Annotated in this window: 25 protein-coding genes, 1 tRNA gene and 1 riboswitch; of the genes, 14 read left to right on the forward strand and 12 right to left on the reverse strand. The window is 71.3% G+C overall.

Translation table 11 applies throughout. The features are described 5' to 3' along the window. Positions 1 to 31: 31 nt before the first annotated feature. A complete protein-coding gene (locus ASE01_RS08705; protein ID WP_235535922.1) occupies positions 32 to 964 on the forward strand; it encodes a DMT family transporter in 933 nt (310 codons plus the stop codon). A gap of 213 nt (positions 965 to 1,177) precedes the next feature. Here the strand turns inward: ASE01_RS08705 and ASE01_RS08710 are convergent. Together ASE01_RS08710 and pdxY are read right to left on the reverse strand one after the other, a co-directional pair. Beyond that, positions 1,178 to 1,250: transfer RNA gene (locus ASE01_RS08710), tRNA-Thr, on the reverse strand. Positions 1,251 to 1,285: 35 nt separating this feature from the next. After that, the gene (pdxY, locus tag ASE01_RS08715; RefSeq protein WP_056749771.1) at positions 1,286 to 2,149 is read right to left on the reverse strand and encodes a pyridoxal kinase PdxY; all 864 of its coding nucleotides are present in this window, start codon (positions 2,147 to 2,149) and stop codon (positions 1,286 to 1,288) included. Between the two features lie 127 nt (positions 2,150 to 2,276). On the opposite strand from pdxY, the gene ASE01_RS08720 reads away from it, so the two are divergent. Both ASE01_RS08720 and ASE01_RS08725 read left to right on the forward strand, forming a co-directional pair. Continuing rightward, entirely contained in the window at positions 2,277 to 3,932 is a 1,656-nt protein-coding gene (locus ASE01_RS08720) for a GMC family oxidoreductase (RefSeq protein ID WP_056749772.1), read from the forward strand. Further along, positions 3,929 to 5,509 carry a succinic semialdehyde dehydrogenase gene (locus ASE01_RS08725; RefSeq protein ID WP_056749773.1) on the forward strand — a complete coding sequence of 527 codons (1,581 nt, stop codon included), beginning with the start codon at positions 3,929 to 3,931 and terminating at the stop codon, positions 5,507 to 5,509. Before ASE01_RS08720 ends, ASE01_RS08725 begins: the two co-directional genes overlap by 4 nt. Positions 5,510 to 5,554: 45 nt before the next feature. On the opposite strand, the gene ASE01_RS08730 is transcribed toward ASE01_RS08725, so the two are convergent. The 6 genes from ASE01_RS08730 to ASE01_RS08755 all read right to left on the reverse strand — a co-directional run bounded on the left by ASE01_RS08730 (position 5,555) and on the right by ASE01_RS08755 (position 12,787). After that, a complete protein-coding gene (locus tag ASE01_RS08730) occupies positions 5,555 to 6,343 on the reverse strand; it encodes a dioxygenase (protein WP_056749774.1) in 789 nt (262 codons plus the stop codon). Positions 6,344 to 6,386: 43 nt separating this feature from the next. Further along, positions 6,387 to 7,049: a uracil-DNA glycosylase gene (locus ASE01_RS08735; protein WP_056750170.1), complete on the reverse strand. Its 663-nt coding sequence runs from the start codon at positions 7,047 to 7,049 to the stop codon at positions 6,387 to 6,389. Between the two features lie 373 nt (positions 7,050 to 7,422). Continuing rightward, positions 7,423 to 8,841, reverse strand: a complete 1,419-nt coding sequence (locus tag ASE01_RS08740; RefSeq protein WP_056749775.1) for a pyridoxal phosphate-dependent decarboxylase family protein — start codon at positions 8,839 to 8,841, stop codon at positions 7,423 to 7,425. Next, positions 8,831 to 10,150 (reverse strand): MFS transporter, encoded by a 1,320-nt coding sequence (locus ASE01_RS08745; protein WP_056749776.1) that lies wholly within the window; start codon positions 10,148 to 10,150, stop codon positions 8,831 to 8,833. Before ASE01_RS08745 ends, ASE01_RS08740 begins: the two co-directional genes overlap by 11 nt. Then, positions 10,147 to 11,331: an alpha/beta fold hydrolase gene (locus tag ASE01_RS08750; RefSeq protein WP_157537202.1), complete on the reverse strand. Its 1,185-nt coding sequence runs from the start codon at positions 11,329 to 11,331 to the stop codon at positions 10,147 to 10,149. The genes ASE01_RS08745 and ASE01_RS08750 overlap by 4 nt, the downstream gene beginning before the upstream one ends. 28 nt (positions 11,332 to 11,359) lie before the next feature. Continuing rightward, complete coding sequence (locus tag ASE01_RS08755; RefSeq protein WP_056749777.1) at positions 11,360 to 12,787, reverse strand: alpha,alpha-trehalose-phosphate synthase (UDP-forming); 1,428 nt, start codon at positions 12,785 to 12,787, stop codon at positions 11,360 to 11,362. Positions 12,788 to 12,888: 101 nt separating this feature from the next. On the opposite strand from ASE01_RS08755, the gene ASE01_RS08760 reads away from it, so the two are divergent. Further along, complete coding sequence (locus ASE01_RS08760) at positions 12,889 to 14,229, forward strand: sensor histidine kinase (RefSeq protein WP_056749778.1); 1,341 nt, start codon at positions 12,889 to 12,891, stop codon at positions 14,227 to 14,229. Then, entirely contained in the window at positions 14,226 to 14,894 is a 669-nt protein-coding gene (locus ASE01_RS08765; protein ID WP_056749779.1) for a response regulator, read from the forward strand. Before ASE01_RS08760 ends, ASE01_RS08765 begins: the two co-directional genes overlap by 4 nt. Here ASE01_RS08765 and ASE01_RS08770 read toward each other — a convergent pair. After that, positions 14,864 to 15,886 carry a Gfo/Idh/MocA family protein gene (locus ASE01_RS08770; protein WP_056749780.1) on the reverse strand — a complete coding sequence of 341 codons (1,023 nt, stop codon included), beginning with the start codon at positions 15,884 to 15,886 and terminating at the stop codon, positions 14,864 to 14,866. The genes ASE01_RS08765 and ASE01_RS08770 overlap by 31 nt on opposite strands. 117 nt (positions 15,887 to 16,003) lie before the next feature. Between ASE01_RS08770 and ASE01_RS08775 the strand changes: the two genes are divergently transcribed. The 5 genes from ASE01_RS08775 to ASE01_RS08795 all read left to right on the forward strand — a co-directional run bounded on the left by ASE01_RS08775 (position 16,004) and on the right by ASE01_RS08795 (position 19,645). Then, positions 16,004 to 16,300, forward strand: a complete 297-nt coding sequence (locus ASE01_RS08775; protein ID WP_056749781.1) for a DUF3263 domain-containing protein — start codon at positions 16,004 to 16,006, stop codon at positions 16,298 to 16,300. Positions 16,301 to 16,333: 33 nt separating this feature from the next. Next, on the forward strand, positions 16,334 to 16,900 hold the full coding sequence (locus ASE01_RS08780; RefSeq protein WP_056749782.1) for a LytR C-terminal domain-containing protein: 567 nt from the start codon (positions 16,334 to 16,336) through the stop codon (positions 16,898 to 16,900). A gap of 86 nt (positions 16,901 to 16,986) precedes the next feature. Next, the gene (otsB, locus tag ASE01_RS08785) at positions 16,987 to 17,835 is read left to right on the forward strand and encodes a trehalose-phosphatase (RefSeq protein WP_056749783.1); all 849 of its coding nucleotides are present in this window, start codon (positions 16,987 to 16,989) and stop codon (positions 17,833 to 17,835) included. A 70-nt stretch (positions 17,836 to 17,905) separates the two neighbouring features. Then, positions 17,906 to 18,053: riboswitch (SAM riboswitch) on the forward strand. Between the two features lie 10 nt (positions 18,054 to 18,063). Then, positions 18,064 to 19,335, forward strand: a complete 1,272-nt coding sequence (gene thrC, locus ASE01_RS08790) for a threonine synthase (RefSeq protein WP_056749784.1) — start codon at positions 18,064 to 18,066, stop codon at positions 19,333 to 19,335. A gap of 31 nt (positions 19,336 to 19,366) precedes the next feature. Further along, positions 19,367 to 19,645, forward strand: coding sequence for a MoaD/ThiS family protein (locus ASE01_RS08795; protein ID WP_056749785.1), 279 nt, complete (start codon positions 19,367 to 19,369; stop codon positions 19,643 to 19,645). Between the two features lie 12 nt (positions 19,646 to 19,657). Here ASE01_RS08795 and ASE01_RS08800 read toward each other — a convergent pair whose 3' ends face one another. The 3 genes from ASE01_RS08800 to ASE01_RS08810 form a co-directional block, all read right to left on the reverse strand. Then, positions 19,658 to 20,869, reverse strand: a complete 1,212-nt coding sequence (locus ASE01_RS08800) for an RNA polymerase sigma factor (RefSeq protein ID WP_056749786.1) — start codon at positions 20,867 to 20,869, stop codon at positions 19,658 to 19,660. Between the two features lie 27 nt (positions 20,870 to 20,896). Further along, positions 20,897 to 21,256, reverse strand: coding sequence for a YciI family protein (locus ASE01_RS08805; RefSeq protein WP_056749787.1), 360 nt, complete (start codon positions 21,254 to 21,256; stop codon positions 20,897 to 20,899). Positions 21,257 to 21,355: 99 nt separating this feature from the next. Continuing rightward, entirely contained in the window at positions 21,356 to 22,945 is a 1,590-nt protein-coding gene (locus ASE01_RS08810; RefSeq protein ID WP_056749788.1) for an AMP-binding protein, read from the reverse strand. 88 nt (positions 22,946 to 23,033) lie between these two features. Here ASE01_RS08810 and ASE01_RS08815 point away from each other — a divergent pair, with 88 nt between their 5' ends. From ASE01_RS08815 to ASE01_RS08830, 4 genes are read left to right on the forward strand one after another with little or no spacing between them, the layout of a single operon-like run. Beyond that, complete coding sequence (locus ASE01_RS08815; RefSeq protein ID WP_414858529.1) at positions 23,034 to 23,504, forward strand: OsmC family protein; 471 nt, start codon at positions 23,034 to 23,036, stop codon at positions 23,502 to 23,504. 59 nt (positions 23,505 to 23,563) lie between these two features. Next, complete coding sequence (locus tag ASE01_RS08820; protein WP_082605920.1) at positions 23,564 to 24,403, forward strand: SGNH/GDSL hydrolase family protein; 840 nt, start codon at positions 23,564 to 23,566, stop codon at positions 24,401 to 24,403. A gap of 41 nt (positions 24,404 to 24,444) precedes the next feature. Beyond that, positions 24,445 to 24,948, forward strand: a complete 504-nt coding sequence (locus ASE01_RS08825; RefSeq protein ID WP_056749790.1) for a SigE family RNA polymerase sigma factor — start codon at positions 24,445 to 24,447, stop codon at positions 24,946 to 24,948. A 1-nt stretch (position 24,949) separates the two neighbouring features. Then, positions 24,950 to 26,122: a hypothetical protein gene (locus tag ASE01_RS08830; protein WP_056749791.1), complete on the forward strand. Its 1,173-nt coding sequence runs from the start codon at positions 24,950 to 24,952 to the stop codon at positions 26,120 to 26,122. The last annotated feature ends 5 nt before the right edge of the window (positions 26,123 to 26,127 follow it).

Consider the following 26,127-nt stretch of genomic DNA (forward strand, 5'->3'; position numbering starts at 1 on the left):
CGATGCGGCTGGGGCGCCTAGATTCAGCCCGGTGACGTCCACCCCCGCGCAGGCAGCGTCCGAGTCGTCCGGAGCGGCCGCGCCCCCGGCCTGGCAACCCGTGGCCGCGATCGGCGTCACCCTCGTGCTGTGGGCCTCCGCGTTCGTGGCGATCCGCCACCTGGGCCGTGAGGTCACGCCGGGCGCGCTCTCCCTGGGCCGCCTGCTGATCGCGGCGGTCGTCCTGTCGGCGCTGCTGGCCCGCGCGCCGCGGAGCCGGTTCACCCGCACCGAGGTGATCCTGCTGGTGTGCTGCGGCGTCGCGTGGTTCGGGATCTACAACCTCGCCCTCAACGACAGCGAGCGCCGGATCGACGCGGCGACTGCCGCGATGGTCGTGCAGGTCGGCCCGATCCTGATCGCCCTGCTCGCCGCGCTCTTCCTCGGCGAGCGGCTCACCGGTTGGCTCCTGCTCGGGATGGTGATCGCCTTCGGTGGCGTCGTCGTGATCGGCACCGCGACCCGCGGCGACGGCGGCTCCGACCTGGACGGGGTGCTGCTCGCGCTGCTGGCCGCGGTGACCTACGCGATCGGGGTGGTGTGCCAGAAGGTGCTGCTGCGTCGGCTCTCCGGGCTGGAGGTGACCTGCTACGCCTGCTGGATCGGGGCGATCGTCTGCCTGCCGTGGATCGTCGACCTCGGCGACGTCGTTCGTCACGGCAGCGCGGAGACGCTGTTGCTGATCGCCTACCTGGGGGTGTTCCCGACCGCGGTCGCGTTCCTCACCTGGGCCTTCGCGCTGCGCCACACCGATGCCGGGAAGCAGTCGCTCACGACCTTCCTCGTCCCCGTGCTCGCGACGCTCATGGCCTGGGCCCTGCTCGACGAGGTGCCCCCGGCGCTGGCCTTCGCCGGGGGAGCGCTGTGCATCGCGGGGGTGCTGGTGACGCGGCGCAAGCCGCGGGTGGGGGCGCCTGCGGCGTGAGGCTTCATCACGGTATGTAGGTGGATGGGCGGCTGTCGCGGGCGGCGGTGGCTTCATCACGGGATGTAGGTGACCGGGCACTTCCCCGGTGGAACCCCGCTACAGAAGTGCGCCTTGGGCTACATCCCGTGATGAAGCGCCGCGGACTCGGCTACATCCCGTGATGAAGCGCCGCGGACTCGGCTACATCCCGTGATGAAGCGGCCCCACCCGAGCCGCGTGTCGGAGTCGAACCGACGACATTCGCTTTACAAGAGCGACACTCTGCCAACTGAGTTAACGCGGCGCAGCCCGTGGACACGGGCACGCCCGTCATCCTAGTCAGCGCAGTTGACGCACCTCGAACCGCTCCTGGGGATGGGCGATCGCCTCCTGCGCCGCGATCAGCCGCAGCTCCCGTTCGCCGGACTCCAGGGTGGCCGCGAGTACGTCGTACACGGACGCGACGGTGCGCCCCAGGGCGAGCGCGGGGGAGCCGGTGGTGTGGAGGTGGGCCGTGAACAGGGCGGCGGTGATGTCGCCCGAGCCGTTGGCCTTCATCGGCAGGCGTGGGGTCTGCACGATCCAGGCACCCTCGCCGGTGACGGCGATCATCTCGATCACGTCCTCGGGAGCGCCGGCGCGCTCGACGGAGGTGATCAGGACGCTCGAGGGTCCCATCGAGCGCACCTCGTCGGCGGCCTCGAGGACGGCCTCGATCGGGGACGGTCCGCTGAGCGCGTCGCGGCCGGTGATGAAGCCGAGCTCGAACTGGTTGGGGGTGAGGATGTCGGCGACCGGGACGACCTGCTCGCGGATGACCGGGGGGATCTCGGGGTTCACGAAGCAGCCCGACCTGGCGTTGCCCATGACCGGGTCGCAGGTGTAGATCGCGGCCGGGTTGGCCGCCTTGACCCGCCGGACCGCGTCGACGATCACGCCCGCCACGGCGGGGGAGCCCTGGTAGCCGGAGAGCACCGCGTCGCAGGTCGTGAACACGCCGCGCTCCTCGATCCCGGTGATCACCTCGCCGACATCGGCCGGGTCCAGCAGCGGGCCGCGCCAGGCGCCGTACCCGGTGTGGTTGGAGAAGTGCACCGTGAAGACGGGCCACACCTCGTGGCCGAGACGCTGGAGGGGGAAGACGGCGGCCGAGTTGCCGACGTGGCCGTAGGCGACCGAGGACTGGATGGACAGGATCCGCACCCGCCCATCATCGCGCGTGCACCCGCTGGATCGGCAAAGTGAAACACTTTCGTGAACAAACTAGAACGCGTTACAGTTACCTGTCACCAACATGACCCCGGTCACATCACGAAGGATGGATGCCCCCATGGCGAAGCGCCAGCAGTACAGCAATGAGGCCGACTACGTGGTGGTTGGGTCCGGCAGCTCCGGAGCGATCGTGGCCGGGCGGCTGGCGCAGTCCGGCGCCAGCGTGATCCTGATCGAGGCCGGCCCGTCCGACGACAAGGGCCTGCACGGCTACATGTCGAAGGTGCCGGGGATGATCGGCCCGATGCACTCCGAGCCCAAGCTCGAGGCGATGTTCGACTGGGGCTACCGCTCGGTGCCGCAGGCCGGTCTCGACGGTCGGCGGATGCCGGCGCCGCGCGGCAAGGTCGGCGGCGGCTCGTCCTCGGTCAACGGCATGGTCTACGTGCGCGGCAACCGCGCCAACTACGACTCCTGGGCCGCCGAGGGCAACACCGGCTGGTCGGCCGACGAGGTCAACAAGGCGTTCAAGCGCTACGAGGACTTCGAGGACGGCGAGGACGCCTACCGCGGCGCGGGCGGGCCGATCAAGATCACCCGCAACAAGACGCCGCAGGAGGCGACCCTCCAGTTCATCCAGGCCACCTCCGACACCCTCGGTGTCAAGGTCAACGACGACTACAACGGTGCGGAGCAGGAGGGCATCTCCCGGATGCAGCAGAACGCTGCCGGCGGCCTGCGCTACTCCTCCACCCGTGGCTACGTGCACCACCTGGCGCCGCGCACCCTCGAGTTCCAGACCGAGGTCCACGTCAAGAAGGTCGTGATCAAGGAAGGCCGCGCCACCGGGGTCGAGGTCGTCGACCAGGGCAAGAAGGGCGGCACGCACCGCTTCATCAAGGCGGGCAAGGAGGTCATCCTGTCCGCAGGCTTCATCAACAGCCCGCAGCTGCTGATGCTCTCCGGCATCGGTCCGGCCGACCACCTGGCCTCGCTCGGCCTCGACGTGGTCGCGGACCTGCCGGTCGGCGAGAACCTCCACGACCACCTCTTCCACCCGATGTCCTTCCACGTCCCGAGCGTGAGGTTCCGCGGCAACCCGTGGACGTTCGCGAAGGGCACGGCCCGCAACCTGTCCGGCCGCAAGTCCTTCCTCGACAACTCCGTCTTCGAGTCGGTCGGCTTCATCCGCTCCGGCCTGGCCACCGACATCCCCGACATCCAGCTGCACGCGCTGCCGTGGACCTACCCGAGCCCCAACCAGGACGAGCCGATCCGGCACATGCCCGACCCGCGTCCCGGCCTCACCGTCTTCTCGACGCTGATCTATCCCAAGAGCCGCGGCACCATCCGCCTCGCCTCCTCGGACCCGATGGCAGCGCCGCTCATCGACTACGGCTTCTTCACCCACCCCGACGACGTCGAGGTGCTGGCGCAGGGCACCGAGATGATCCGCGAGATCATGGCCTCCGCGGCCTTCGGTGGCGGCGTCAAGGCCGAGATCCACCCCGGTCCGTCGATCCCCAACGGCCAGGACCTGCGGGTCGCGCTCAAGGAGCGCTCGACGTCGGTCTACCACGGTGTCGGCACCTGCCGGATGGGCGTGGACGACCGCGCCGTGGTCGGACCCGACCTCAAGGTGCGCGGCATCGAGGGCCTGCGGGTCGCCGACGCCTCGATCATGCCGTCCATCACGGGCGGCAACACCAACGCGCCGTGCTTCATGATCGGTGAGAAGGCGGCCGAGATCATCCTGGGCGGAGCGAACTGGTGAGCGCTGGTTCGGCGCTGACGCGTCCGGCCTTCGTCACCGACGAGCTGCTCGACCGGCTCGTCGCCCGCGTCCCCGGCCGCACCGGTGCGACCTGGAAGCTCACCGAGGTCTACACCGGCGAGGTCCTCGTCGAGCTCCCGCAGTCGACCCCCGAGGACATCGAGGCGGCCTTCGAGGAGGCCCGTGCCGCACAGGCGCTGTGGGCGCAGTGGCCCGTCGCCAAGCGGCTCGAGGTCTTCAAGCGCGCGCACACCCTGCTGATCGACAACGCCCGCAACACCGCGGACCTGATCCAGGTCGAGAGCGGCAAGAACCGGCGGATGGCGATCGAGGAGACCTGCGACCCGCCGATGATCATCGGCTACTACCTCAAGCGCGCCGAGAAGCTGCTCAAGCCGAAGCGGCACGGCGGCCCGGTCCCGGTGATCTCCGGCTCGACGGAGATCCGCGTGCCCAAGGGCGTCGTCGGGATCATCGCGCCGTGGAACTTCCCGTTCGCGACGGGACTCTCCGACGCCATCCCGGCCCTGATGGCCGGCAACGCGGTCGTGGTGAAGCCGGACAACAAGACCGCGCTGTCGCCGCTCTACGGCATCTCCCTGCTCGAGGAGGCCGGACTGCCGAAGGGCCTCTTCCAGGTGGTCTGCGGCGAGGGTCCCGACATCGGTCCCACGCTGATCGACAACGCCAACTACGTCATGTTCACCGGGTCCACCGCGACCGGTCGGGTGATCGGCGAGCGGGCCGGTCGCAACCTGATCGGCTGCTGCCTGGAGCTCGGCGGCAAGAACCCGATGATCGTCCTCGACGACCTCGACAGCACCGGTGTGGCCGAGTGGGTCGAGTCGGCCGCGTTCGGTGTCTTCGGCAACACCGGCCAGATCTGCATGCACATCGAGCGGATCTACCTGCCCGAGACGAGGTACGACGAGCTGAAGTCCGCGTTCGTGGAGCGGGCCCGCAACCTGAGCATCGGGGCGGCGTACGACTTCGGTCCCGAGCTCGGCTCCCTGGTCAGTGTAGACCACCGCGACCGCGTCGCCTCGCACGTCGAGGACGCCGTCGCGAAGGGGGCGACGGTGCTGACCGGCGGTCGGGCACGTCCCGACATCGGTCCTGCCTTCTTCGAGGCCACCGTGCTGGAGGGTGTCACCAAGGACATGCTCGCCGGCTCCACCGAGACCTTCGGACCGGTCGTCGGTCTCTACCCGTACCGCACCGTCGACGAGGCCATCCACCTCGCCAACGACACCGACTACGGCCTCAACGCCTCGGTCTGGGGCGGCGACGTCGCGCGCGCCGAGGCGGTGGCGGCACGGATCGACTCCGGCAACGTCAACATCAACGACGCGCTCGCGACGGCGTACGCCTCCAAGGGCTCGCCCTCCGGCGGCGTCAAGCAGTCCGGCGTCGGTGCCCGCCACGGCGACCAGGGGCTCCTGAAGTACACCGACGCCAAGAACGTCGCGGTGCTCAAGAAGCAGGTGATGGGCGCGCGTCCGGGCCAGGACTACGACGCGTACGTCAAGCAGATGCTGCAGTCGCTCAAGCTGATGCGGAAGCTGCGCGTGCGCTGAGGTGCATGAATCCCCGGACATCCGGGGATTCATGCCACCCGCCGCTCAGGCGACCTGCAGGCTCCGCTTCGACAGACCCATCCAGAACTCGTCCTTGATGACCTGCCGGCCCGGGGTCGCGGCGTCGGTCGCGGCGCCGAGGGTGACGAACAGCGGGCTGTAGTGCTCGACGGTCGGGTGGGCGTAGGGCATGCCCGGCGCCTTGTCGAGGTACGACGCGAGCTCGTCCACGTCGCCTCGGGCGAGTGCCTCGCCGGCCCACTGGTCGAAGTCCTTCGACCAGCCGGGGGCGGCGGCCTCGATGCGGAACTCCTTGAGGAACGGCAGGCCGTGCGTCAGGAAGCCCGACCCGACGATCAGCACGCCCTCGTCGCGCAGTGGACGCAGCCGGCGGCCGATCTCCATCAGGCGACCCGGGTCGTGGGTGGGCATCGACATCTGCAGCACCGGGATGTCCGCGCCGGGGTACATGATCTTCAGCGGCACCCACGCGCCGTGGTCCAGGCCTCGGGAGGCGTGCTGGTGAACGGGCTCGGTCCTCGGCATCATCGCGGCGACCCGCTGGGCGAGCGCGGTCGCGTCCGGGGTCGCATAGGTCATCTCGTAGTACCGCTGCGCGAAGCCGCCGAAGTCGTAGACGAGCGGCGCCGAGCTCGCGCTCAGGGCGAGCGGTGCCGACTCCCAGTGGGCGCTGACGATGAGGATCGCCGTGGGGCGGGGGAGGTCCTCGGCCCACGCGGCGAGCTGGCCCGACCACACGGGGTCGTCCAGCAGCGGCGGGGCGCCGTGGCCGATGTAGAGGGCCGGCATCCGGGCGCTCGTGTCAGTGCTCATGTCCACCTCAATAGTTGAGGCTTCAACTATATTCCCGAAAGGCTCAGTCCGGCAAGGTCCAGTCGATCGGTGCGGCACCCTGGTCGACCAGCAGCTGGTTGACCCGGCTGAACGGACGCGACCCGAAGAAGCCCCGGTACGCCGACAGCGGTGAGGGGTGCACGGACTCGACAGCCGGGATCGGACCGAGGTGCGCCGTCAGCGTCTGCGCGTCCCGTCCCCACAGGATCGCGGCGAGCGGAGCGCCGCCCTCGGCGCGTCGTACCAGCGCCTGGATCGCGCACGCGGTGACCTCCTCCCAGCCCCGGCCCCGGTGCGAGGCGGGCTCGCCGGGGCGCACGGTCAGGACCCGGTTCAGCAGCATCACGCCCTGCCCGGTCCACGCACTGAGGTCCCCGTGCGCCGGTGGTACGACGCCGACGTCACTCGCCAGCTCGGTGTGGATGTTGCGCAGGCTGGCCGGCAGTGGGCGCACCTCGCGGTCGACGGCGAAGCACAGCCCGATCGGGTGCGCCGGGTTCGGGTAGGGATCCTGACCGACGATCAGGACGCGCACCTCGGCGAGCGGCGTGCGGAACGCGCGGAAGACGTCGTCGGCGGCGGGCTGGTAGGACCGTCCGGCTGCGACCTCGTCGCGGAGGAACTGGCCGAGTGCGGTGACGCGGTCCTCGACCGGTGCGAGGGCCTCGGCCCAGTCAGCGGCCATCAGGCCCTGGTCGAGGAGTTCGAGGAAAGCACCCACGGCCGGACCATAGCGTTGAACGCTCGTCCCCCCAGACCCACCGAAGTGATGGCCGGCCGTGGTGTGCTGCTCCTGGTACGCCCACCGTTCGGCGGCGCCCCTCTCCCTCCAAGGGGCGCCACCCGGTGGTAGCTCCGACGCGGATCTCGAGCCCTTCTGGTCCTCCGGGGGCACACCCTTGCGGGGTGCCTGCCCGGTGGGGCTCCCTCCAGCGGTTCTTCGAGGTCCGCGTCGGTAATGAGAAACCTACGGATCCGCGAGGACAGCCGAATCGGGAATGCGGCCGAGGTCCCGTAGTCCTTCGGGACTAGGACCCCTCGACGATCGGTGGGTCCGATCAGCCGGTGGTGGGGCGGGCGAGCCGGTCGAGGAAGGCCACCAGGACGGCCTCGCGCAGGGCCGGGGGAGCGGCGTCGAGCAGCGCGTTGACCGGCGCCATCCGTTCGGGCAGGCCGAGCTCGCCGCCCGTGGCCAGTCCGCCGGCGGCCAGCAGGATGTCGAACTCGTCGTCGCCCAGCGTGGCCGCGTCGAGGGTCTGGAGGAGGTCGACGACGCCGATGTCGACCGGGACCGGTCCCGCCGCGATCGAGGCAGCGACCGAGTCCTGCAGGGCGGCGAGGAAGGCGTCGGGGTCGGTGGCCGCGCTGACCGCGAGGTGCAGCGACGGCGGCTGGTCGTCGTACGACAGCTGCGGCTGGACGAACCAGTCGCGCTCGGCCATCTCGTCGCAGACGGTGAAGACGTCGAGGGGACCGTCGGCGAACGCCGCGACGAGGGTGGAGTCCGGAGCGGCGAGCAGGGTCAGCCCGTCGAGCGCGGCGATGCCGGCAGCGATCCGGTCGGTGGCATCGAGGGCCTGGCGGGTCAGGTCGAGGTAGCCGTCGTGGCCGAGTGCCTGCACCGTCGCCCAGGCGCCGGCGACCGGGCCGCCCGAGCGGGTGGACTGGAGGGTCGCGTTGAGCATCGTGTAGCCCGGCCAGCCGGCGTGGGCGAAGTACTGCGGACGTCGCAGCGCGGGCGTGCGGTGCAGCAGCAGGGACGCACCTTTCGGTGCGTAGGCGTACTTGTGCAGGTCGGTCGAGATCGAGGTGACGCCCTCGACGGCGAACGTCCACGGCGCGACCTCGCGACCCAGGCGCGCGGCGTAGGGCAGCACCCACCCGCCGATGCAGGCGTCGACGTGGCAGCGGACGCCGCGCTCCGCAGCCGCCGCGGCGATCTCCGTGACCGGGTCCACCACCCCGTGCGCGTACGACGGTGCGCTGGCCACGACGAGCACGGTGGTCTGGTCGATGGCGGCCGCCATCGCTGCGGCATCCGCTCGGTGGTCGGGCCCGACCGGCACCACGACCGCACGGACCCCGAAGTAGTGGGCCGCCTTGTGGAAGGCCGCGTGCACGGTCTCGGGCACGACCATGGACGGGTCGGTGATCTCGGGGTGCGCGTCGCGCGCCCCCTGCACGGCAAGCAGGCAGGACTCGGTGCCGCCGGAGGTGATCGTGCCGACCATCGAGTCCGGCCCGTCGACCAGGTCGCGGGCGAAGGCGACGAGGTCGTTCTCCATGGCGAGCAGGCTGGGGAAGGCGGTCGGGTCGAGGCCGTTGCTCCCCGCATAGGCGGCGACCGCCTCGCGGGCGAGCGCGTCGACCTCGGACAGGCCGGAGTCGTAGACGTAGGCGAGCGTGCGCCCGCCGCGGACCGGCAGGTCCTCGTCCTGCATCGCCACCAGTCGATCGCGGATCTCGTCAGGTCCCACCGTGGTCCACCTCCCTCTCGTCGAGAGCGTAGCCACGCAACCACCAGAGGCTGGCGATGACCAGCAGGGCAGGGAGGACCGAGAAGCCCAGCGTGATCGCGGTGACGGCGGAGTCGGGCTGCAGGACGTCGCCGCCGTCGCTGGAGCGGTAGGAGCCGAGCGCGAGGACCACGGCGAACAGCCCGGGCCCGAGGGCCAGGCCGAGGGTCTCGCCCGCGGTCCAGACGCCGGTGTAGACGCCGACCCGCGACGAGCCGGTCCGCCGGGCGTCGACCGCCGCGGCGTCGGGGAGCATCGCGAGCGGGAACACCTGGACTCCGGCGTAGCCCACGCCGACGAGTGCCACCGCGGCGAAGACGACCGCGGCGGGCGCCGATCCGGCGAGCACCGCAAGGGCGGCGCCGCCAGCGAGGACGACCGACGAGGCGACGTACCCCCGTTTCTTGCCGATCCGCCGTCCGATCGCGGCCCAGGCCGGCGTGAGGAGCAGGGCCGGTCCGACGAAGCAGATGAAGAGGATCGTGGAGGCGCCGTCGCGCTCGAGGACGTCACCGGCGAGGTAGTCGACGCCGGCGAGCATGCAGCCGGTGGCGAGCGCCTGGAGCACGAAGGTGATGAGCAGGCGCCGGAAGTCGCGGGCGCCGGCAACGAGGCGCAGCTGGTCGCGCAGGCTCCCCGGGCCGGGCTCGACGGTGCCGACCGGTGCCGCACGCGTGCCGCGGTAGGCGAGCAGCGCACCGACGAGGATCAGCAGCGCCATCGCGATGCCCATCACCCGGTAGCCGTCGCGACCTCCGACGGCGTCGCGGATGGCCGGTGCACTCGCGCCGGCCAGCAGGATCGTGAACGCCAGGATCGCGACCCGCCACGTCATCAGCCGGGTGCGCTCCTCGTAGGAGTCGGTGATCTCCGCCGGCATCGCCACGTAGGGCACCTGGAAGAACGCGTACGCCGTCGCGCAGGCCAGGAAGGCGACCAGCACCCATGCCGTGTCGAAGAGCTGCGACCCCAGGTCGGGGCCGGCGAAGAGCAGCGCGAAGCAGGCGGCCAGCGCGATCCCGGACCGGAGCAACCACGGGCGGCGCGGCCCGCGCGGGTCGACCGACCGGTCACTGATCCGCCCGGCGACGGGGTTGAGCACCACGTCCCACGCCTTCGGCAGGAAGACGATCGCGCCGGCGGCCAGCGCCGGGACGGCCAGGGTGTCGGTGAGGTACGGCAGCAGCATCAGCCCGGGCACGGTGCCGAACGCACCGGTCGCGACCGACCCGGCGCCGTACCCGATCCGGACGCCGCGGGGCAGGCTCACTTCGCCAGGGAGCGCGACGCGGCCGAGGAGGTGCGCCGCTTCCGGTTGGTGCCGATCGCGACGGTCGGCTTGTTCTCCGTGGACCACTGGGTGATCCACTCGTCCATCACGAGCCACGTCGTACGTCGCGCGGCCCGGCCCGTGAGCATGCCGAGGTGGCCGCCGGGCACGATCTCGAAGCGCACGTCCTCGGCCTTCGTCAGCAGCGGGACGACCGCCCGCACCGACGGGACGGGCGCGATGCCGTCGGTCGAGCCGCCGAAGACCAGCACCGGCACCGTGATGTCGCCGAGGTCGATGGTCCGGTCGTCGAGCTCGAAGGTGCCGCTGGCGAGCTGGTTGCCCTTCGCGAAGCGGTGGTAGAGCTGGCCGAAGGTGCGTCCCGGGTAGGCGATCATGTTGGAGGTGAAGGCGTCGACCGCCTCGACCTGCGCCAGGAACTCGCGGTCGTCCACGTGGGTCGCGAGCGCGATCGGCTTGGTCACCATCTTCTGGAACGCCGTGAGCTGGAACGCCCACTTCACCAGGGGTTTCGGTGCTCCACCGAGCAGCTGGTAGCCCTTGGTGATCGGGCCCTTGCCGTTGAAGAAGTTCAGCAGCGGACGCAGCGGCGCGAGCAGCGGCACCAACGAGATGTCGACGGGGGAGCCGACCACCGTCAGCGAGGCGACCGGCAGGTCGCCGGACTTCTTGTCGGCGAGCGTGAGCATCGAGAAGATCCCGCCCAGGCTCCAGCCGATCACGTGCACGGGCCGTCCTCCGGCGTGCTTCGACACCTCGCGGATCGCGTTGGGCACGACCTCGTCGACCCAGTGCTCCATGCCGAGGTTGCGGTCCCGGAAGGACACCTCGCCGTACTCCACGAGGTAGGTCGGACGCCCCTCGGTCACGAAGTGCTCGACGAGCGAGCAACCGCGCCGCAGGTCGTAGCAGCTCGACGGCGCAGCCAGCGGCGTGACCAGCAGGACGGGGTCGCCCTGCTCCTTCACGTGCCCGGCAGGGCGGTAGTGGTAGACCTCGCGCAGGGTGCCGTCGTCGATCAGGGTTCGCGGCATCGGACGCAGGTCGGCGACGCCGCCGTAGAGCAGCTTCTGCGCGACATTGCTGGCCGCTGCGACGACCTGGTCCGGGGCGGGCAACAGGCCGGCGCCGGGCACGGAGCGGAAGGGCACCAGATCCATGTCCGAACGCTACCGCGTGGAGAGCCCCTCAGCCGCCCGTCGCCGGCCGCACGGACTTCGTGTGCTCGTTGTCGTCGTTCTCGAGGGAGGTCATGAAGCTGTCGGCCCACGCCTTCACGTCGTGCTGCGCGATCTGCTTGCGCATCGCCTTCATGCGCTTGGTCAGCTCCTTGGGCTCCGCCCGGTAGGCGTCGAGGAGCGCGGCCTTCATGCCGTTCATGTCGTAGGGGTTGACCAGCCAGGCCTGGCGCAGCTCGTCGGCAGCACCGGCGAACTCCGAGAGCACCAGCGCGCCGTCGTCGTGGATCCGGCAGGCGACGTACTCCTTGGCGACCAGGTTCATCCCGTCGCGGTACGGCGTCACGACCATCACGTCGGCGACCCGGTAGAGCGCGGCCATCTCCTCGCGCGGGTAGGAGGTGTGGAGGTAGCTGATCGCCGGGGTGCCGATCCGGCCGAGGTCGCCGTTGAGGCGACCGACGAGCAGCTCGATGTCGTCGCGCAGGTTGCGGTAGTGCTCGACCCGCTCGCGCGAGGGCACCGCGACCTGGACGAAGACGGCGTCGCCGACGGAGAGGTCGCCGTCGTGGATCAGCTCGCCGAAGGCGCGCAGGCGGGCATGGATGCCCTTGGTGTAGTCGAGCCGGTCGATGCCGAGGAAGATCTTCGTCGGGTTCCCGAGGGCGTCGCGGATCGCGGCCGCCCGCTCGGTGACGGCCTCGGAGCGCGCGAGCTCCTCGAAGCCTGCGGCGTCGATCGAGATCGGGAAGGCCGCTGCGCGCACCGTGCGACCGTCGGGCAGGTAGACGGTGTCGCGGTGCGTCTTGTGGCCGACCCGCTGGCGGACCAGGCGGATGAAGTTCTGGGCAGCGCCGGGCAGCTGGAAGCCGACCAGGTCGGCACCGAGCAGTCCCTCGAGGATCTGGCGGCGCCAGGGCAGCTGCTGGAAGAGCTCGGCCGGCGGGAACGGGATGTGCAGGTAGAAGCCGATGCGCAGGTCCGGCCGCAGCTCGCGCAGCATCTTCGGCACCAGCTGCATCTGGTAGTCGTGCACCCAGACGGTGGCGCCCTTCGCGGCGAGGTCGGCGGCCTTCTCGGCGAAGCGCTGGTTGACCTTGACGTAGCTGTCCCACCACTCACGGTGGAACTCCGGCTTCGCGACGACGTCGTGGTACAGCGGCCAGAGGGTGCCGTTCGAGAAGCCCTCGTAGTGCTCCTCGACCTCCTCGGCGCTCATCGACATCGGCACCAGCGACAGGCCGTCGTCCTTGAAGGGCCGCAGCCGCTGCTCGGTCCCTCCGGGCCAGCCCATCCACACGCCGTCGTGCGCCCGCATCACGGGCTCGATGGCAGAGACCAGGCCGCCGGGGGATCGGCGCCAGGTCGTCTTGCCGTCCTTCCCCGTGACACGGTCGACGGGGAGTCGGTTGGCAACGATCACCAGGTCGTGGGCCACGTCGGCAACCCTAGCGGGAGCCGCGAAGGTCGGGCTGGCCCGACATGGGGTGTCGTGCTGGCAGGATTCCGCGTACGGCGTCCGCGCACCACGCTGGACGCATGACCGAGACCCTGGTGATGACCCCCACCTCCACGCCCCCCGCAGCGGACCGCGCGCCGGTGGAGCGCGGGCCGGTGGAGCGCGGGCCGGTGCAGCGCGGGCTCGTGCAGCGCACGCTGCACGACTCCGCCTATGCGTTGACGGCGTTCCCGATCGCGCTCGTGGCCCACGTCCTCGTCGTCACGCTGGTGGCGCTCGGTGTGGCGCTGTCCGTGCTCCTCGGCGGAGTCCTCGTGGTCGTGGTGGCGGCCCTGGTGGCGCGCGCCTTCGCCGTCCTGGAGCGGATCCGGATGCGGTCGCTGCGCGGGCACGTGGTGCCGTCGCCGACGTACCTCCGTGCGGTCGCGGGTGACGGGTTCTGGCGACGGTCGCTGACCGCGCTGCGCGACCCGCAGTCCTGGCTGGACGTCGTGTGGGCCCTGGTCGGCCTCCTCACCGGCACGGCCGCCTTCGCGATCGCCGTGGTGTGGTGGGCGGCCGTGCTGTCCGGGGCGTCGTACTGGTTCTGGGAGCGGTTCGTCCCCCGCGGTGAGGACCCCTCCGGTCTCGGCGAGCTGTTGGGGTTCGGCGACGGCCGGGGCGCCGACATCGCGGCGAACACCGGGCTCGGCGTGGTCGCGCTGCTCACCCTGCCCTTCGCGGTCCGCTTCGCCGCCCTCGTCCACTCGAGCCTGGCGTCCGTGCTGCTCACCAGCCGCGCCGAGCTGCAGGGCCGCGTGGCGCGGGTCGAGGAGAGCCGCGAGTCGGCCCACCGGGCCGAGGCCCAGTCGCTGCGTCGCCTCGAGCGCGACATCCACGACGGCCCGCAGCAGCGCCTGATCCGGCTCGGCATGGACCTGGGTCGTGCCCGCATCCAGCTCTCCCAGGACCCCGACACCGCCGCGCGGACCCTCGACGAGGCCGTCGCGCAGACCCGCGCTGCAGTCGAGGAGCTGCGGGCGCTGTCCCGGGGCATCGCGCCGCCGCTGCTCGTCGACCGCGGCCTGGCTGCGGCGGTCGCTGAGATGGCCGACGGTCAGCCGATCCCGGTCCGGGTGGTCGCCGAGATCCCGACCGGGCTGCCCCTCGCGGTCGAGACGGCGGCGTACTTCGTCGTCGCCGAGGCGCTCACCAACGTGGTCAAGCACAGCGGTGCCGACCGGGCGGATGTCACGCTGGTCGTCGTGGACGACCGGCTCCAGGTGACCGTGGACGACGACGGCCGTGGTGGCGCGACCGGAGTGCCCGGCCACGGACTGCTCGGCCTCCAGGAGCGGCTGGACGGCGTCGACGGACACCTCCTGCTCGCCTCGCCCGAGGGTGGCCCGACCCGGTTGCGCGCGGAGGTCCCCCTGCGATGAGGATCGTGGTCGCCGACGACTCCGTGCTCCTGCGGGAGGGATTGCAGCTCCTCCTCGCGGAGGCCGGCCACGACGTGGTGTCGGCGGTCGGCGACGGCCCCGGACTGGTCGCCGCGGTCCTCGAGCACCGTCCCGACCTCGCGATCGTCGACGTACGGATGCCACCCAGCCACACCGACGAGGGCCTGCGCGCCGCCGTCGCGTGCCGACGCACCTGGCCCGAGGCGCGGGTGCTGGTCCTGTCGCAGTACGTCGTGGCGTCGTACGCCGACGAGCTGCTCGCCACGGGGGAGGGCGGTGTGGGCTACCTGCTCAAGGACCGGGTCAGCGAGGTCGGGGAGTTCCTGGACGCGCTCGAGACCGTGCGGGCCGGCGGCACCGTGCTCGACCCGATGGTGGTGCGCCACCTGATGACCCGGCGCCGCGACCCGTTGCTGGAGCTCACGCCCCGCGAGCGCGAGGTGCTCGCGCTGATGGCCGAGGGCCGCTCGAACGCGTCGGTCGCCGAGGCCCTCGTGGTGTCCCTCGCCGCGGTCGAGAAGCACACCCAGCGGATCTTCGCGAAGCTCGGTCTCTCGCCCGACGACGACCAGTCACACCGCCGGGTGCTGGCGGTCGTGCGCTTCCTGCGGGGTCAGGCGGGGGCGTCGGGGTCGTCGGGGTAGCGGATCCCGGCAGCAGCGCGCAGGGCATCCATCTGGCGCAGCAATGTCAGCGTCTGGGCGTGCGGCACCAGCGGGCTCTCGCGCAGGCCCGCGCGCAGGCAGCGGTTCACCTCGAGGATCTCGTTGCCGTAGCCGACCCCGATCACGGGCTCGGCACCCTCCAGGACGACCTGCTCGCCCGTCGCGTGCGCGACGAAGACGGCCTGGTCGGGGTGGTGGAACTGCGGCCCCACCTCGACGCGCCCCAGGTCGGTGGCGATCGAGGCCCGTCGCGAGGACCAGGAGGTCATCGACGCGTGCAGGGTGGCGAGCGTTCCGCCGGGGTAGCGACCGGCGATCGCGACGTCGAGGTCGATGCCCGTCGGGGCGAGCACTGCCTGCGCCGTCAGGGCCTCGGCCTCGCCGAGCACCAGGTGGGCGAAGGTCAGGGGATAGATCCCCATGTCGAGCAGGGCACCGCCGCCGAGCTCGGGCGCGAACATCCGGTCGCTCTGCGGTGCGTCGACCCGGAAGCCCAGCTCGGCCTGCACGTGGCGGGGAGTCCCGAACCGACCGGCGCCCAGGACCTCGCGCAGCTCGCGGATCACGGGGTGGCAGGCCATCCACATCGCCTCCATCAGGAAGCGGTCGTGGACCCCTGCCAGGCGCACCATCTCCTCGGCGTCGCCCGCCCGGAGGGTGAGCGGCTTCTCGCACAGGACGTGCTTGCCGGCCTCGAACGCCGCCCGGGCGCCGTCGAGGTGCAGCGCGTGGGGCGTCGCGATGTAGACGACGTCGACGTCGGGGTCGGCCAGCAGGTCGGCGTAGCTCGCGTGGGCGCGGGTACGGTCCTCGCCGTACGCCTCGGCGAAGGCGCGGGCACCCTCAGGCGTGCGGGAGCCGACGGCCGCGAGGCGGGCGCCGGGAGTGACGGCGAGGTCGGCGGCGAAGGTCCGCGCGATCTTGCCCGTCGCGAGGATGCCCCATCCGATGTCCCCAGAGGTGTGAGCCATGCAGCCCACCCTAGGAACTCGCCCGGCGGCGGGGCGAATGACATCGCTGTCATTCGCGGGTTAGAGTGGGGTGTTCCACCCGTCGAAGAGCCCCCATCCGAGTCTCGAGGAGACCTCATGAGCGCCGAGCGCAGCCACCAGGACGCCACCGCGGCCGTCCCCGGTGACCTCAGCGACCGCGACCGCGCCATCCTCGAGTTCGAGCGGCAGTGGTGGAAGTACGCCGGCGCCAAGGAGAGCGCGGTGCGCGAGCAGTTCGACATGAGCGCCACCCGCTACTACCAGGTGCTCAACGCGCTCATCGACCGTCCCGACGCTCTCGCCGCGGACCCGCTGCTCGTGCGTCGGCTCCGTCGCCTCCGCTCGCAGCGTCAGCGTCAGCGCTCCGCGCGACGCCTCGGCTTCGAGATCTGATCACCGCAACGACCTCGTGAAAGGCGCGCGGCCATGACCTTCCCCGACCGGCCTGCCCCTGTTCTTCCACCGCGCTCCGAGCGCGGTGCTGTGCTGCCCTCGCCCGTCGTGCTCCTGAGCGTGCTGGCCGTCGTCCTCGCTGCCGTCGCCTTCGTCGCGACCCGCGGTGAGGAGCCCACCGAGCGCGACATCTCCGCGACCACCGCCGCCGCCACGCCCACGCCCAGCGCGGACGACGAGAAGGGCGACGACGAGAGCGGGAGCGGTGAGCCGACGCCGACGCCCGAGGACACCCCCACGCCGACCCCCAAGCCCGTCGACCGTGGTGCGACGCCGGTCGTCGTCTTCAACAACACCCAGATCAAGGGCCTCGCCGGCCGGGTCTCGGAGCAGGTCAAGAGCGCCGGGTGGAAGGTCGCCGCCGCCGACAACTGGTACGGCACGGTGCCCGCCACGACGGTCTACTACCCGCAGGGCAAGAAGGCGGCCGCACAGCTGCTCGCCCTCGACCTCGGCGTCGCCCGGATCAAGCCCGCGGACACCGGCAGCGACATGTCCGCCACGTCCCTGACCCTGATCCTGACCGGCGAGCTCAGCTAGCCAGGGGTCGGCGCGAGCGTTGCGCTCGCGTTGGAACTTCACCCACCCGTCACCCGGCTTCGAGGTCGGCGTGATGGGATGGAGGCGTGAGGTACACGTCCGCCGAGGGTGAACGACGCTATGAAGCGGTCGTCCGCGTCGCGTCCCGCACGGTCGTCGGCCTCGACTTCGACGGCACGCTCGCCCCGATCGTGGACGACCCGGGCAGTGCCCACATCCACCCGGATGCGGCCGACGTACTCGTCGAGCTCGCCGCCGAGGTCGCCGCGATCGCCGTCGTCACCGGCCGCCCGGCGCGCCAGGCACTGGACCTGGGCGGGCTGGAAGAGGTCGCCGACGCGCTGCAGGCCGTCGACAAGGAGCTCTTCGTCTTCGGGCAGTACGGCAACGAGCGCTGGAGCTCGAACCATCGACGCATCCTCGGCGCTCGCCCGCCCCGTGGTCTGGCGACCTTCGAGCGGGACCTGCCACGGGCACTGCGCCTGGCCGGCGCAGCCGACGCGTTCGTCGAGGACAAGGGGCTCGCTGTCGCCGTGCACACCCGCCGCCTCGAGGACTCCGAGGCCGCCTTCGATCGGCTGCTGCCCCCGTTGCGCGAGCTGGCCCAGCGGCACGGACTGGTCCTCGAACCGGGCCGTTCGGTCATCGAGGTGCGCTCGCCCGGCTCCCACAAGGGCATGGTCGTGAACCGGCTGGCCGCCGTCCTGGATGCCGAGGGCTTCGTGTTCGCCGGCGACGACCTCGGTGACGTCGAAGCGTTCGAGGCGGTCGAGGAGCTCGGCCAGCAGGGCCTGGCTGCGTTGCGGATCTGTTCGGCCTCTGCCGAGCAGAGCGCACTGATGGAGCTGTCCGACGTCGTGGTCCGCGGCCCGGCCGGTGTCCTGGACTTCCTGCGAGGCCTGGCAGGAGACGCTCGATCTCACCGCATCTCATGATGTGGACGTGCGTCTCGCCATTCGGTATTTGGATTCGTGATCGGTGACCTGTCACCCGTAGGCTGACGCCTGCTCATCCAGAGGGACTGAGGGAACGGCCCTGAGAAGTCCCGGCAACCGCCGCGAACCCCCGTACGAACCAGCAACAGCTGGAACCTACGTCGCGGAAACGGTGCCAAATCCGACCCGGAGCGAGAGCCGCACGGGACAGATGAGAAGGAGGAATCCATGAGCGCCGCTGTGACGGAAGCACCCGGGACGTCCGGACTTCGCGAAGGTGCCTTCGGGCACGCCACCTCCCTGGCCTGCCGCGAGTGCGGGCACAAGGTCGACCTGGGACCGTTCTACGCCTGTCCGGAGTGCTTCGGTCCCCTGGAGATCTCCTACGACTTCCCCGCGGTGACGCGGGAGGAGATCGAGGCCGGTCCCCCCAACATCTGGCGCTACAAGGCGCTGCTGCCGGTCCCGACCGACATCGAGTCGAGCCCCAACACCGAGCCCGGCTTCACCCGCCTGCTCAAGGCCGACAACCTCGGCGCTGAGCTGGGCATCACGAACCTGTGGGTGAAGGACGACTCCACCAACCCGACGAACTCCTTCAAGGACCGGGTCGTGGCGTGCGCCCTCAGCGCCGCCCGCGAGCTCGGCGCGAAGGTCTTCGCCTGCCCGTCCACCGGCAACCTGGCCAACGCGGTCGCCGCCGCCGGCGCCCGCGCCGGGATCAAGACGGTCGTGTTCATCCCGAGCAACCTCGAGCAGCCCAAGCAGGTCAACTCGGCGATCTTCACCGAGAACCTCGTGGCCGTCGACGGCAACTACGACGACGTCAACAAGCTCGCGTCCGAGATCGCCGGCGAGGAGGAGGGCTGGGCGTTCGTCAACGTCAACGTCCGCCCCTACTACGCCGAGGGCTCCAAGACGCTCGGCTACGAGATCGCCGAGCAGCTCGGCTGGCGCCTGCCCGACCAGGTCGTGATCCCGGTCGCGTCCGGCTCCCAGCTCACGAAGGTCGACAAGTCCTTCCAGGAGCTGATCAAGCTCGGCCTCGTCGAGGACAAGCCGTACCGCATCTTCGGTGCCCAGGCCGAGGGTTGTGGCCCGGTCGCCACCGCCTTCAAGGCCGGCACCGACGCGATCCGTCCGGTCAAGCCCGACACGATCGCCAAGAGCCTGGCGATCGGCAACCCGGCTGACGGCATCTACGTCCTGGACATCGCCCGTCGCACCGGCGGTGCCGTCGAGCAGGTCACCGACGAGGAGATCCGCGCGGGCATCGTGCAGCTCGCCCGCACCGAGGGGATCTTCACCGAGACCGCCGGTGGCACCACGGTCGCGGTGACGCGCAAGCTCGTCGAGACCGGCCAGCTCGACCCGAACCTCGAGACCGTCGTCATCAACACCGGACACGGCCTCAAGACCCTCGACGCGGTCTCCGGCCAGGTGAGCGCTGCGGCGACCATCGCGCCGACGTACGCCGCTTTCAAGGCAACGGGTCTCTGAGACCCCCTCCACTGAGAACAAGGAAGAAACCATGGCAGTCAGCGTCCGGATCCCGACCATCCTCCGCACCTACACCGGCGGCGAGTCCGAGGTGAGCGCCACTGGTGCGAACGTGGCCGAGATCCTCGACGACCTCGATGCCAACTTCGCCGGCATCAAGGGCCGCATCGTCGACGAGGACGGCAAGCTGCGCCGCTTCGTCAACGTCTACGTGAACAACGACGACGTCCGCTTCGAGCAGGACCTCGCCACCCCGACGCCGGACGGCGCCGAGGTGTCGGTCATCCCTGCCGTCGCCGGCGGCTGCTGAGGTCGTACCCCTTCACAACGATCGACGCCGGGTCCGCAAGTGTGCGGACTCGGCGTCGTTGTTGCTCAGGGCGAGCGCGGTGTCGTAGGCGATCCGCGCCTCGTCGTACCTCCCGAGCCGGACCAACAGCTCGGCGCGGACGGCGGGCAGCCGGTGCCCGGGCATCGCGATGCCGCGCAGCGCCTCGAGTCCCGCGGCGGGCCCGTCCCGCTCGGCCATGGCGACGGCACGGTTGAGCCGGGCCACGGGTGAGGGAGCGAGCGCGAGCAGCTCGTCGTAGCGCGCGACGATGCGGTCCCACCTCGTCGCCTTCGCCGAGAGGGCGATCGAGTGCTCGGCGGCGATCAGCGCCTGCAGCAGGTACGGCGCCGGGTCGGCCAGCGCGAGCGGTGCCAGGAGGTCGACGGCCTCGTCGATCTCGTCGTGGTGCCACAGGGAGCGGTCCTGGTCAGGGAGCAGCACGAGGCCGGTGTGGCTCGTCCGGGCGTCGCGTCGCGAGTGCTGGAGCAGCATGAGCGCGAGCAGCGCGTCCAGCTCGGCGTGCGGGTGGGGGAGCAGCGAGCGGAGCACCCGCACCAGTCGAACCGCCTCACCGGCGACGTCGGCGCGCAGCACGTCGGCGCCCGATCCCGGGGCGTAGCCACTGGTGAAGGCGAGGTAGGCGACGTCGGTGACCACGTCGACCCGGGCCGCCAGCTCGTCGGGCGGGGGTACGGCGAAGCGGGCTCCCGCGAGCTTCTTGCGGGCACGCGTCAGGCGAGCCGCCATCGTCGCGGTGGGCACGAGGAAGAGACGGGCCACGTCCTCGGTCGCGACACCGAGCACCAGCCGCAGGGTCAACGCTGCGGCAGCTTCACGCGACAGCAAGGGGTGGGCGCAGAGCAGGACCAGGCGCAGTCGCTCGTCCACGACGACCTCCCGTTCCGGCAGGGCGGCCAGCACCCGCCCGGCGTGCTCGTGCAGGGACGCCTCGACCTCGAGCAGCGGGACCTTGCGGTGCGCGACTGCCTCGGTGCGCAGGGCGTCGGTGATCCGGCGGCGGGCAGCGGTGAGCAGCCAGCCGGCGGGATTGGCCGGAGCTCCGGTCTCCGGCCAGGTCCGGGCGGCCGCCTCGAAGGCGTCGGCCAGCCCGTCCTCGGCGAGGTCGAGTCGGCGGCACCACGCGGCGAGCAGGGCCAGCAGGCGGCCCCACTCCTCGCGCAGTGCGCGCTCGAGCTCGTCCATCCGGTCCTCGGACAGTGTGTGGCCGGATCAGTCCGGTGCGCCCAGACAGGGGCGCACCTCGACGGTGTCACCGGTGCGCGCCAGGACGGCGCAGACCTCCAGCAGGTCGTCGACGTCGTCGCTCTCGACGACGTAGTAGCCGCCGAGCTGTTCGACGGACTCGACGTAGGGGCCGTCGGTCGTCAGCACGGTGCCGTCGGCGTCGGCCCGCACGACCTTCGCCGTGCGGGAGCTGTCCAGCTGGGCGCCGCCGGTGATCCGGTGGCCGCGCTCCTCCAGCAGGCGGCTGAACTCGCCGTGCTGCTCGAACATCGCGGCCTGTTCCTCAGGGCTCGCTGCTTCCCATGCCTTCTCGTTGCCGGTCAGCAGGACGACGTACTCGGTCATCGGATCATCTCCTCGAAGTGGTGGTGAGTCTTCCACCTCGATGACGGGCGAGTCAGTGCCCGATCGACAGGTGCCGTCGAATCCGGGGAAGTCGGTCGATCAGCCGAGGAGCTGCGCAGCCAGGGCAGCACTGGCCGGGTAGTCGACCTTGCTGACCGGGGTGCGCGGGACGGTGTCGATGAACAGGACCGTCTTGGGCACCTTGTAGTTGGAGATCAGGGCGCGGCAGTGGTCGCGTACGCCGTCCTCGTCCAGGGTGGATCCCTCGCGACGCTGGACGAGGGCAGTGACCTGCTGGCCCCAGCGCTCGTGCGGTGTGCCCACGACGACGGCGTCGAAGATCTGGTCGTGGCGCAGCAGCACCGACTCGACCTCCTCGGGGTGGACCTTCTCGCCGCCGGTGTTGATGCACACCGAGCCGCGGCCCAGCACGGTGACCGAGCCGTCCTCCTCGCGGCGGGCGAAGTCACCGGGGATCACCCAGCGCACGCCGTCGATCACCTTGAAGGTGGCGGCGGTCTTGGCGTCGTCCTTGTAGTAGCCCAGGGGCACGGGGCCGCAGCGGGCCAGCATCCCGTCCACACCGGGAGGGCACCGCTTCATGTCGACGTCGAAGACCTCGACCTGGTCGTTGACCGTGAACCGGGGAGCGCCGCTCGCGCCCTCGGAGCCGTCGTCCATCCGGGAGCCCGCGGCGCCGGACTCCGAGGAGCCGTAGGAGTCGAGGATGAAGCGGCCGGGCAGTGCCTCGCGGATCTCTTCGCGCACGCCGTCGGACAGGGGAGCGGCGCCGTTGGACACCGCGGCCAGGCTGGAGAGGTCCCAGCGGTCCGGTTCGGCCAGGATCGCCTCGGCGACCGGCCGACCCATCGCGTCACCCAGGAAGGTGAGGGAGACGACCTTCGCCTTCTCGACGAGGTCGAGGATGGCGGGCGCGCTGAAGTTGGCGTCGGTGTAGAGCGCGATGGTGTGGCCGGCCACGTGGCCGTTGCCGAGGATCCACTGGCTGCCGCCGTGCATCATCGGCCCGCAGGCCAGCAGCACCATCGGCGTCTCGTTGGCGCTGGCCTCCTCGACCAGCTGCTCGATCGAGTCGAGGGGTGCGCCGTACCTCGCTGCGTTGAGCGCCGCGCGCATCACGTCCTCGTTGCGCCACACGACGCCCTTGGGGTAGCCGGTGGTCCCGCCTGTGTAGAGCACGTAGTGGTCGTCGGCGTTGCGGCCGTTGTCGGGGCGCTCGGGAGAGGCGGCGGCGAGCGCGGCCTCGTAGGTCTCGTCGAGCACGACGAGGTGCTTCAACGTCGGGACGTCGAGCGCCTCGACGGCGGCGACGAACTCGGGCGCGATGATCGCGGCCACGCAGTCGGCGTTGTCGTAGAGGTAGGCGAGCTCGTCGTGGAGGTACTTGAAGTTGATGTTGATCGGCACCGCGCGTGCCTTGAGGCATCCGTAGAGCGCATCGACCCACTCGATCCGGTTGGTCGCGTGGACCGCGACGTGGTCGCCCGGCTGGATGCCGAGGGCGACGAGGTGGTTCGCGAGGCGGGTCGAGCGGTCGTCGATCTCCGCGAAGGTCCAGACGCGGTCCATCGTGAAGACGGCGGCGCGCTCGGGCAGCGCATCGGCCATCGCCTCGACGACGTCGGCGAGGTTGATCGGGCGGGGGGTGGTCTGTGTGGCGGCGGTCACAGGGACAGAGTGCCAAACTAGAACAGGTTCTCGCTAGCGTTTCCCGGTCATCGGTCCAACATCGGACGACATCGGGACAATGGGACCCGTGAGCGACCACCACTACGCCCTCGACCTCGTCTGGGAGGGCAACCGGGGCACCGGGACCTCCGGCTACCGCGACTACGGCCGCGACGTCGTGCTGCGCGCCGCCGGCAAGCCCGACCTGGCCGGCTCGGCGGACCCCACCTTCCGCGGCGACGCGGGCCGCTGGAACCCCGAGGAGATGCTCCTCGCCGCGCTCGCCCAGTGCCACCTGCTGTCCTACCTGCACTCCGCCGTCACCCACGGCATCGTCGTGGTCGACTACGACGACAGCCCGGTCGGCACGATGTCCCAGGTCGGTCAGGGCGGACACTTCACCTCGGTCACCCTGCGCCCGCGAGTGGTCATCACCGACGCCGCGCAGGCCGACCTCGCTCGCGAGATCCACGTCGAGGCCAGCGCGAACTGCTTCATCGCCGCGTCGGTGAACTTCCCCGTGCACCACGAACCCGTGATCGAGATCGCGTCGCCCTGACATGCGGGGGCCACCGGGTGGCCACGAGGTGTTCAGGGCGGTCTGGTTCAACAACAACCATGAGTCTCACCCGCAAGACCCTGGTCGCTGCCGGCGTCGCCCTGGCGGGCATCGGCGTCACCACGGGCGGCGGCCGGGAGCTGCTGCGCCGTCAGGCCGCCATCGCCCGGGCCCGGATCGGCAAGCCGCTCGGCGAGGAGGCCCTCGCGGCCGACAAGACCTGGAAGCGCAAGTCGTACGACGCCCCGCCGCTGCGGCTCCTCGTCCTGGGTGACTCGATCGCTGCCGGGCTCGGCGCGGAGCGTCCCAAGGACACCTTGGGCGCCCGGCTCGCCCGCAGCCTGGCCACCACCCTCAAGCGACCGGTGGCGCTGCACACCGCCGCCGTCGTGGGTTCGGAGACCTCGGCGCTCGCCGGTCAGCTGGACGGGCTCCCCGAGGGCTACCGGGCCGACGTCGCGGTGATCGTGGTCGGCGGCAACGACGTCACGCACCGGGTCCCGGTCGCCACCTCGGCGGCCCAGCTCGAGGAGGCGGTGGTCCGGCTCCGCGAGCTGGGGACCGAGGTCGTCGTCGGGACCTGCCCCGACCTGGGGGCGCTGCGTCCCGTGCCCCAGCCGCTGCGGTCACTGGGTTCGCGGATGTCGCGCCAGCTCGCCGTGGCCCAGGCGGAGGTCGCCGTACGCAAGGGCGCGCACGCGGTGTCGCTCGCGCACGTCGTGGGCCCGTTCTTCATCACCAACCCCGACGAGATGTTCAGCCTCGACCGGTTCCACCCCAGTGCGCTCGGCTACAAGCGCACCGCGAAGGCGCTGTTGCCGTCCGTGCTGCTCGCGCTCGGGCACGCCGACACGGTCCCCTTCGGGCACCACCGGCCGGCGGGGGTCATCGCGGACTGAGGCACCTCCAACCTTTCGGGGCGGGTGTGCGTTGATGGGGTGTGAGCACCGATGAGGAGTCGTTCCGGCGCTGGGCGGGCGAGCGCCAGCTGGCGCTGCTGCGCACCGCCGTCCTGCTCACCGGCGACCGTCACCGCGCCGAGGACCTGGTCCAGGAGGCGTTGACCAAGGTGGCGCTGCGGTGGCGTCGGCTCCGCGACGACAACCCCGAGGCGTACGCGCGCCAGATCATCGTCCGCGACAACATCTCCGCCTGGCGCAAGCGACGCCGCGAGGTGCTCGTCGAGCCGGTGGCGCACCGGAGCGTGCCCGACCACGCACCCCTCTCCGAGCGTCGGATCCTCCTCGACCAGGCACTGGCCGCGCTCACGCCGCGCCAGCGGGCCGTCGTGGTGCTGCGCTACTACGACGACCTGACCGAACGGGCCGCCGCCGACGTCCTCGGCGTCAGCGTCGGCACCGTCAAGAGCCAGACCCATCTCGCACTGCTCCGGCTCCGCCAGGCGGCGCCGGAGCTCGCCGAGCTGCTCGGGGAGGAGAGCTGACATGACCGACGAGCGACTGCGGGACCTGCTCGATGAACGAGTGGCGGACCTCGAGCCCACCGACCTCGGGGAGGGTGCCTGGCGCGCCGCCCGCCGCGTCCGGCGTCGTCGCGCGGCGACGACCGCTGCCGCCGCCGTCGCCGCCGTCGTGCTGGCCCTGGTCGTGGTGCGGCCGACCGGGGAGGACGGCGGACCGGTGCGCCCCGTGCAGCCGGTGGGCACGCCCACCGCCTCGGGCGCGGTCGACGCCGATGTCGAGCGCGGCGGTGAGCATCGTGGGGCACCGACCTGGTGGGCGCCCGACGTGGCCGGGGAGGCGGGGCTGCCGGTCCTCGACGGCACGCCGTTCCCCGCGGAGATCGATCTCGCCGACGGTGCCCCTGCGCACCGGCCCGGCGTCGAGGCCGTCGCCGTCTTCGAGGTCGCCGGGGAGGGGGCCGGTCCGGGACGGGTCGTGGTGGTCGGGACCGACCGGACGTCGTACTCGCTGGACGTCGCGCGCCTCGACCCGGTCACCGACGAGGAGGGCAACGTGCTGTCCCCCCTCGGCGAGGAGAGCCTGTCCCCGGACGGGCGCCACGTGTTCTTCGTGCAGGAGCGATCGCTCGAGGTCTACGACCTGCGCGAGGGGACGTGGGACAGCTACGAGACGGTCCCGTGGCTGGCCGAGGGTGCGCGCTGGATCAGCGCCACCGAGGTCTGGGCGCCCGGGGAGCTGGGGCCGCCCGACGGCACCGGGACGACGTACGACGTCACGGGTGCCGAGCCGGTCACTCCGCTCCCGTCGTTGCCGAGGGTCCGCGACGTCGTCGACGAGCCCTACGGCCCGGTCCGCACCTCGTCCGGCGGCGGGGTGGCGCAGGCGGAGTACCTCGCTGACCCGGTCACGGCGCCCGACGGCCGCAGTGAGGGCAGCGCGGACGCGCTCGCCGCCCGGGTCGGCAGCGGCGACGTCCACCTGCTGGTCATGCCGGGCCAGGGCGGTCGGTGGAAGGCCTGCTGCCCGGTCGTGGGCTGGCTCGACGACCGCACCGTCCTGCTGCAGTCGCGTTCAGGGAGCGCCGGCATCCTCGCCTGGCGGGTCGGCACCCCCGACCTGCGGCGGGTCTCCCGTCTGGTCGGCTGGGCGCCCGGCGACGAGGTGCCGATCGGGAGCTTCGCGGACCCGTCGTAGGGTCC

Origin of the sequence: Nocardioides sp. Root190 (assembly GCF_001428565.1) — a bacterium.
Classification (GTDB): domain Bacteria; phylum Actinomycetota; class Actinomycetes; order Propionibacteriales; family Nocardioidaceae; genus Nocardioides.

What these genes read in the sequence shown, in the direction of transcription:
- ASE01_RS08780 (WP_056749782.1), top strand. Translation starts at nt 16,334, where the DNA reads ATGACCTTCCCCGACCGGCCTGCCCCTGTTCTTCCACCGCGCTCCGAG.
- ASE01_RS08760 (WP_056749778.1), top strand. Translation starts at nt 12,889, where the DNA reads ATGACCGAGACCCTGGTGATGACCCCCACCTCCACGCCCCCCGCAGCG.
- ASE01_RS08795 (WP_056749785.1), top strand. Translation starts at nt 19,367, where the DNA reads ATGGCAGTCAGCGTCCGGATCCCGACCATCCTCCGCACCTACACCGGC.
- ASE01_RS08830 (WP_056749791.1), top strand. Translation starts at nt 24,950, where the DNA reads ATGACCGACGAGCGACTGCGGGACCTGCTCGATGAACGAGTGGCGGAC.
- ASE01_RS08750 (WP_157537202.1), bottom strand. Translation starts at nt 11,331, where the DNA reads ATGGATCTGGTGCCCTTCCGCTCCGTGCCCGGCGCCGGCCTGTTGCCC.
- ASE01_RS08765 (WP_056749779.1), top strand. Translation starts at nt 14,226, where the DNA reads ATGAGGATCGTGGTCGCCGACGACTCCGTGCTCCTGCGGGAGGGATTG.
- ASE01_RS08730 (WP_056749774.1), bottom strand. Translation starts at nt 6,343, where the DNA reads ATGAGCACTGACACGAGCGCCCGGATGCCGGCCCTCTACATCGGCCAC.
- ASE01_RS08770 (WP_056749780.1), bottom strand. Translation starts at nt 15,886, where the DNA reads ATGGCTCACACCTCTGGGGACATCGGATGGGGCATCCTCGCGACGGGC.
- ASE01_RS08805 (WP_056749787.1), bottom strand. Translation starts at nt 21,256, where the DNA reads ATGACCGAGTACGTCGTCCTGCTGACCGGCAACGAGAAGGCATGGGAA.
- ASE01_RS08800 (WP_056749786.1), bottom strand. Translation starts at nt 20,869, where the DNA reads ATGGACGAGCTCGAGCGCGCACTGCGCGAGGAGTGGGGCCGCCTGCTG.
- thrC (WP_056749784.1), top strand. Translation starts at nt 18,064, where the DNA reads ATGAGCGCCGCTGTGACGGAAGCACCCGGGACGTCCGGACTTCGCGAA.
- ASE01_RS08775 (WP_056749781.1), top strand. Translation starts at nt 16,004, where the DNA reads ATGAGCGCCGAGCGCAGCCACCAGGACGCCACCGCGGCCGTCCCCGGT.
- ASE01_RS08720 (WP_056749772.1), top strand. Translation starts at nt 2,277, where the DNA reads ATGGCGAAGCGCCAGCAGTACAGCAATGAGGCCGACTACGTGGTGGTT.
- ASE01_RS08820 (WP_082605920.1), top strand. Translation starts at nt 23,564, where the DNA reads ATGAGTCTCACCCGCAAGACCCTGGTCGCTGCCGGCGTCGCCCTGGCG.
- ASE01_RS08735 (WP_056750170.1), bottom strand. Translation starts at nt 7,049, where the DNA reads ATGGCCGCTGACTGGGCCGAGGCCCTCGCACCGGTCGAGGACCGCGTC.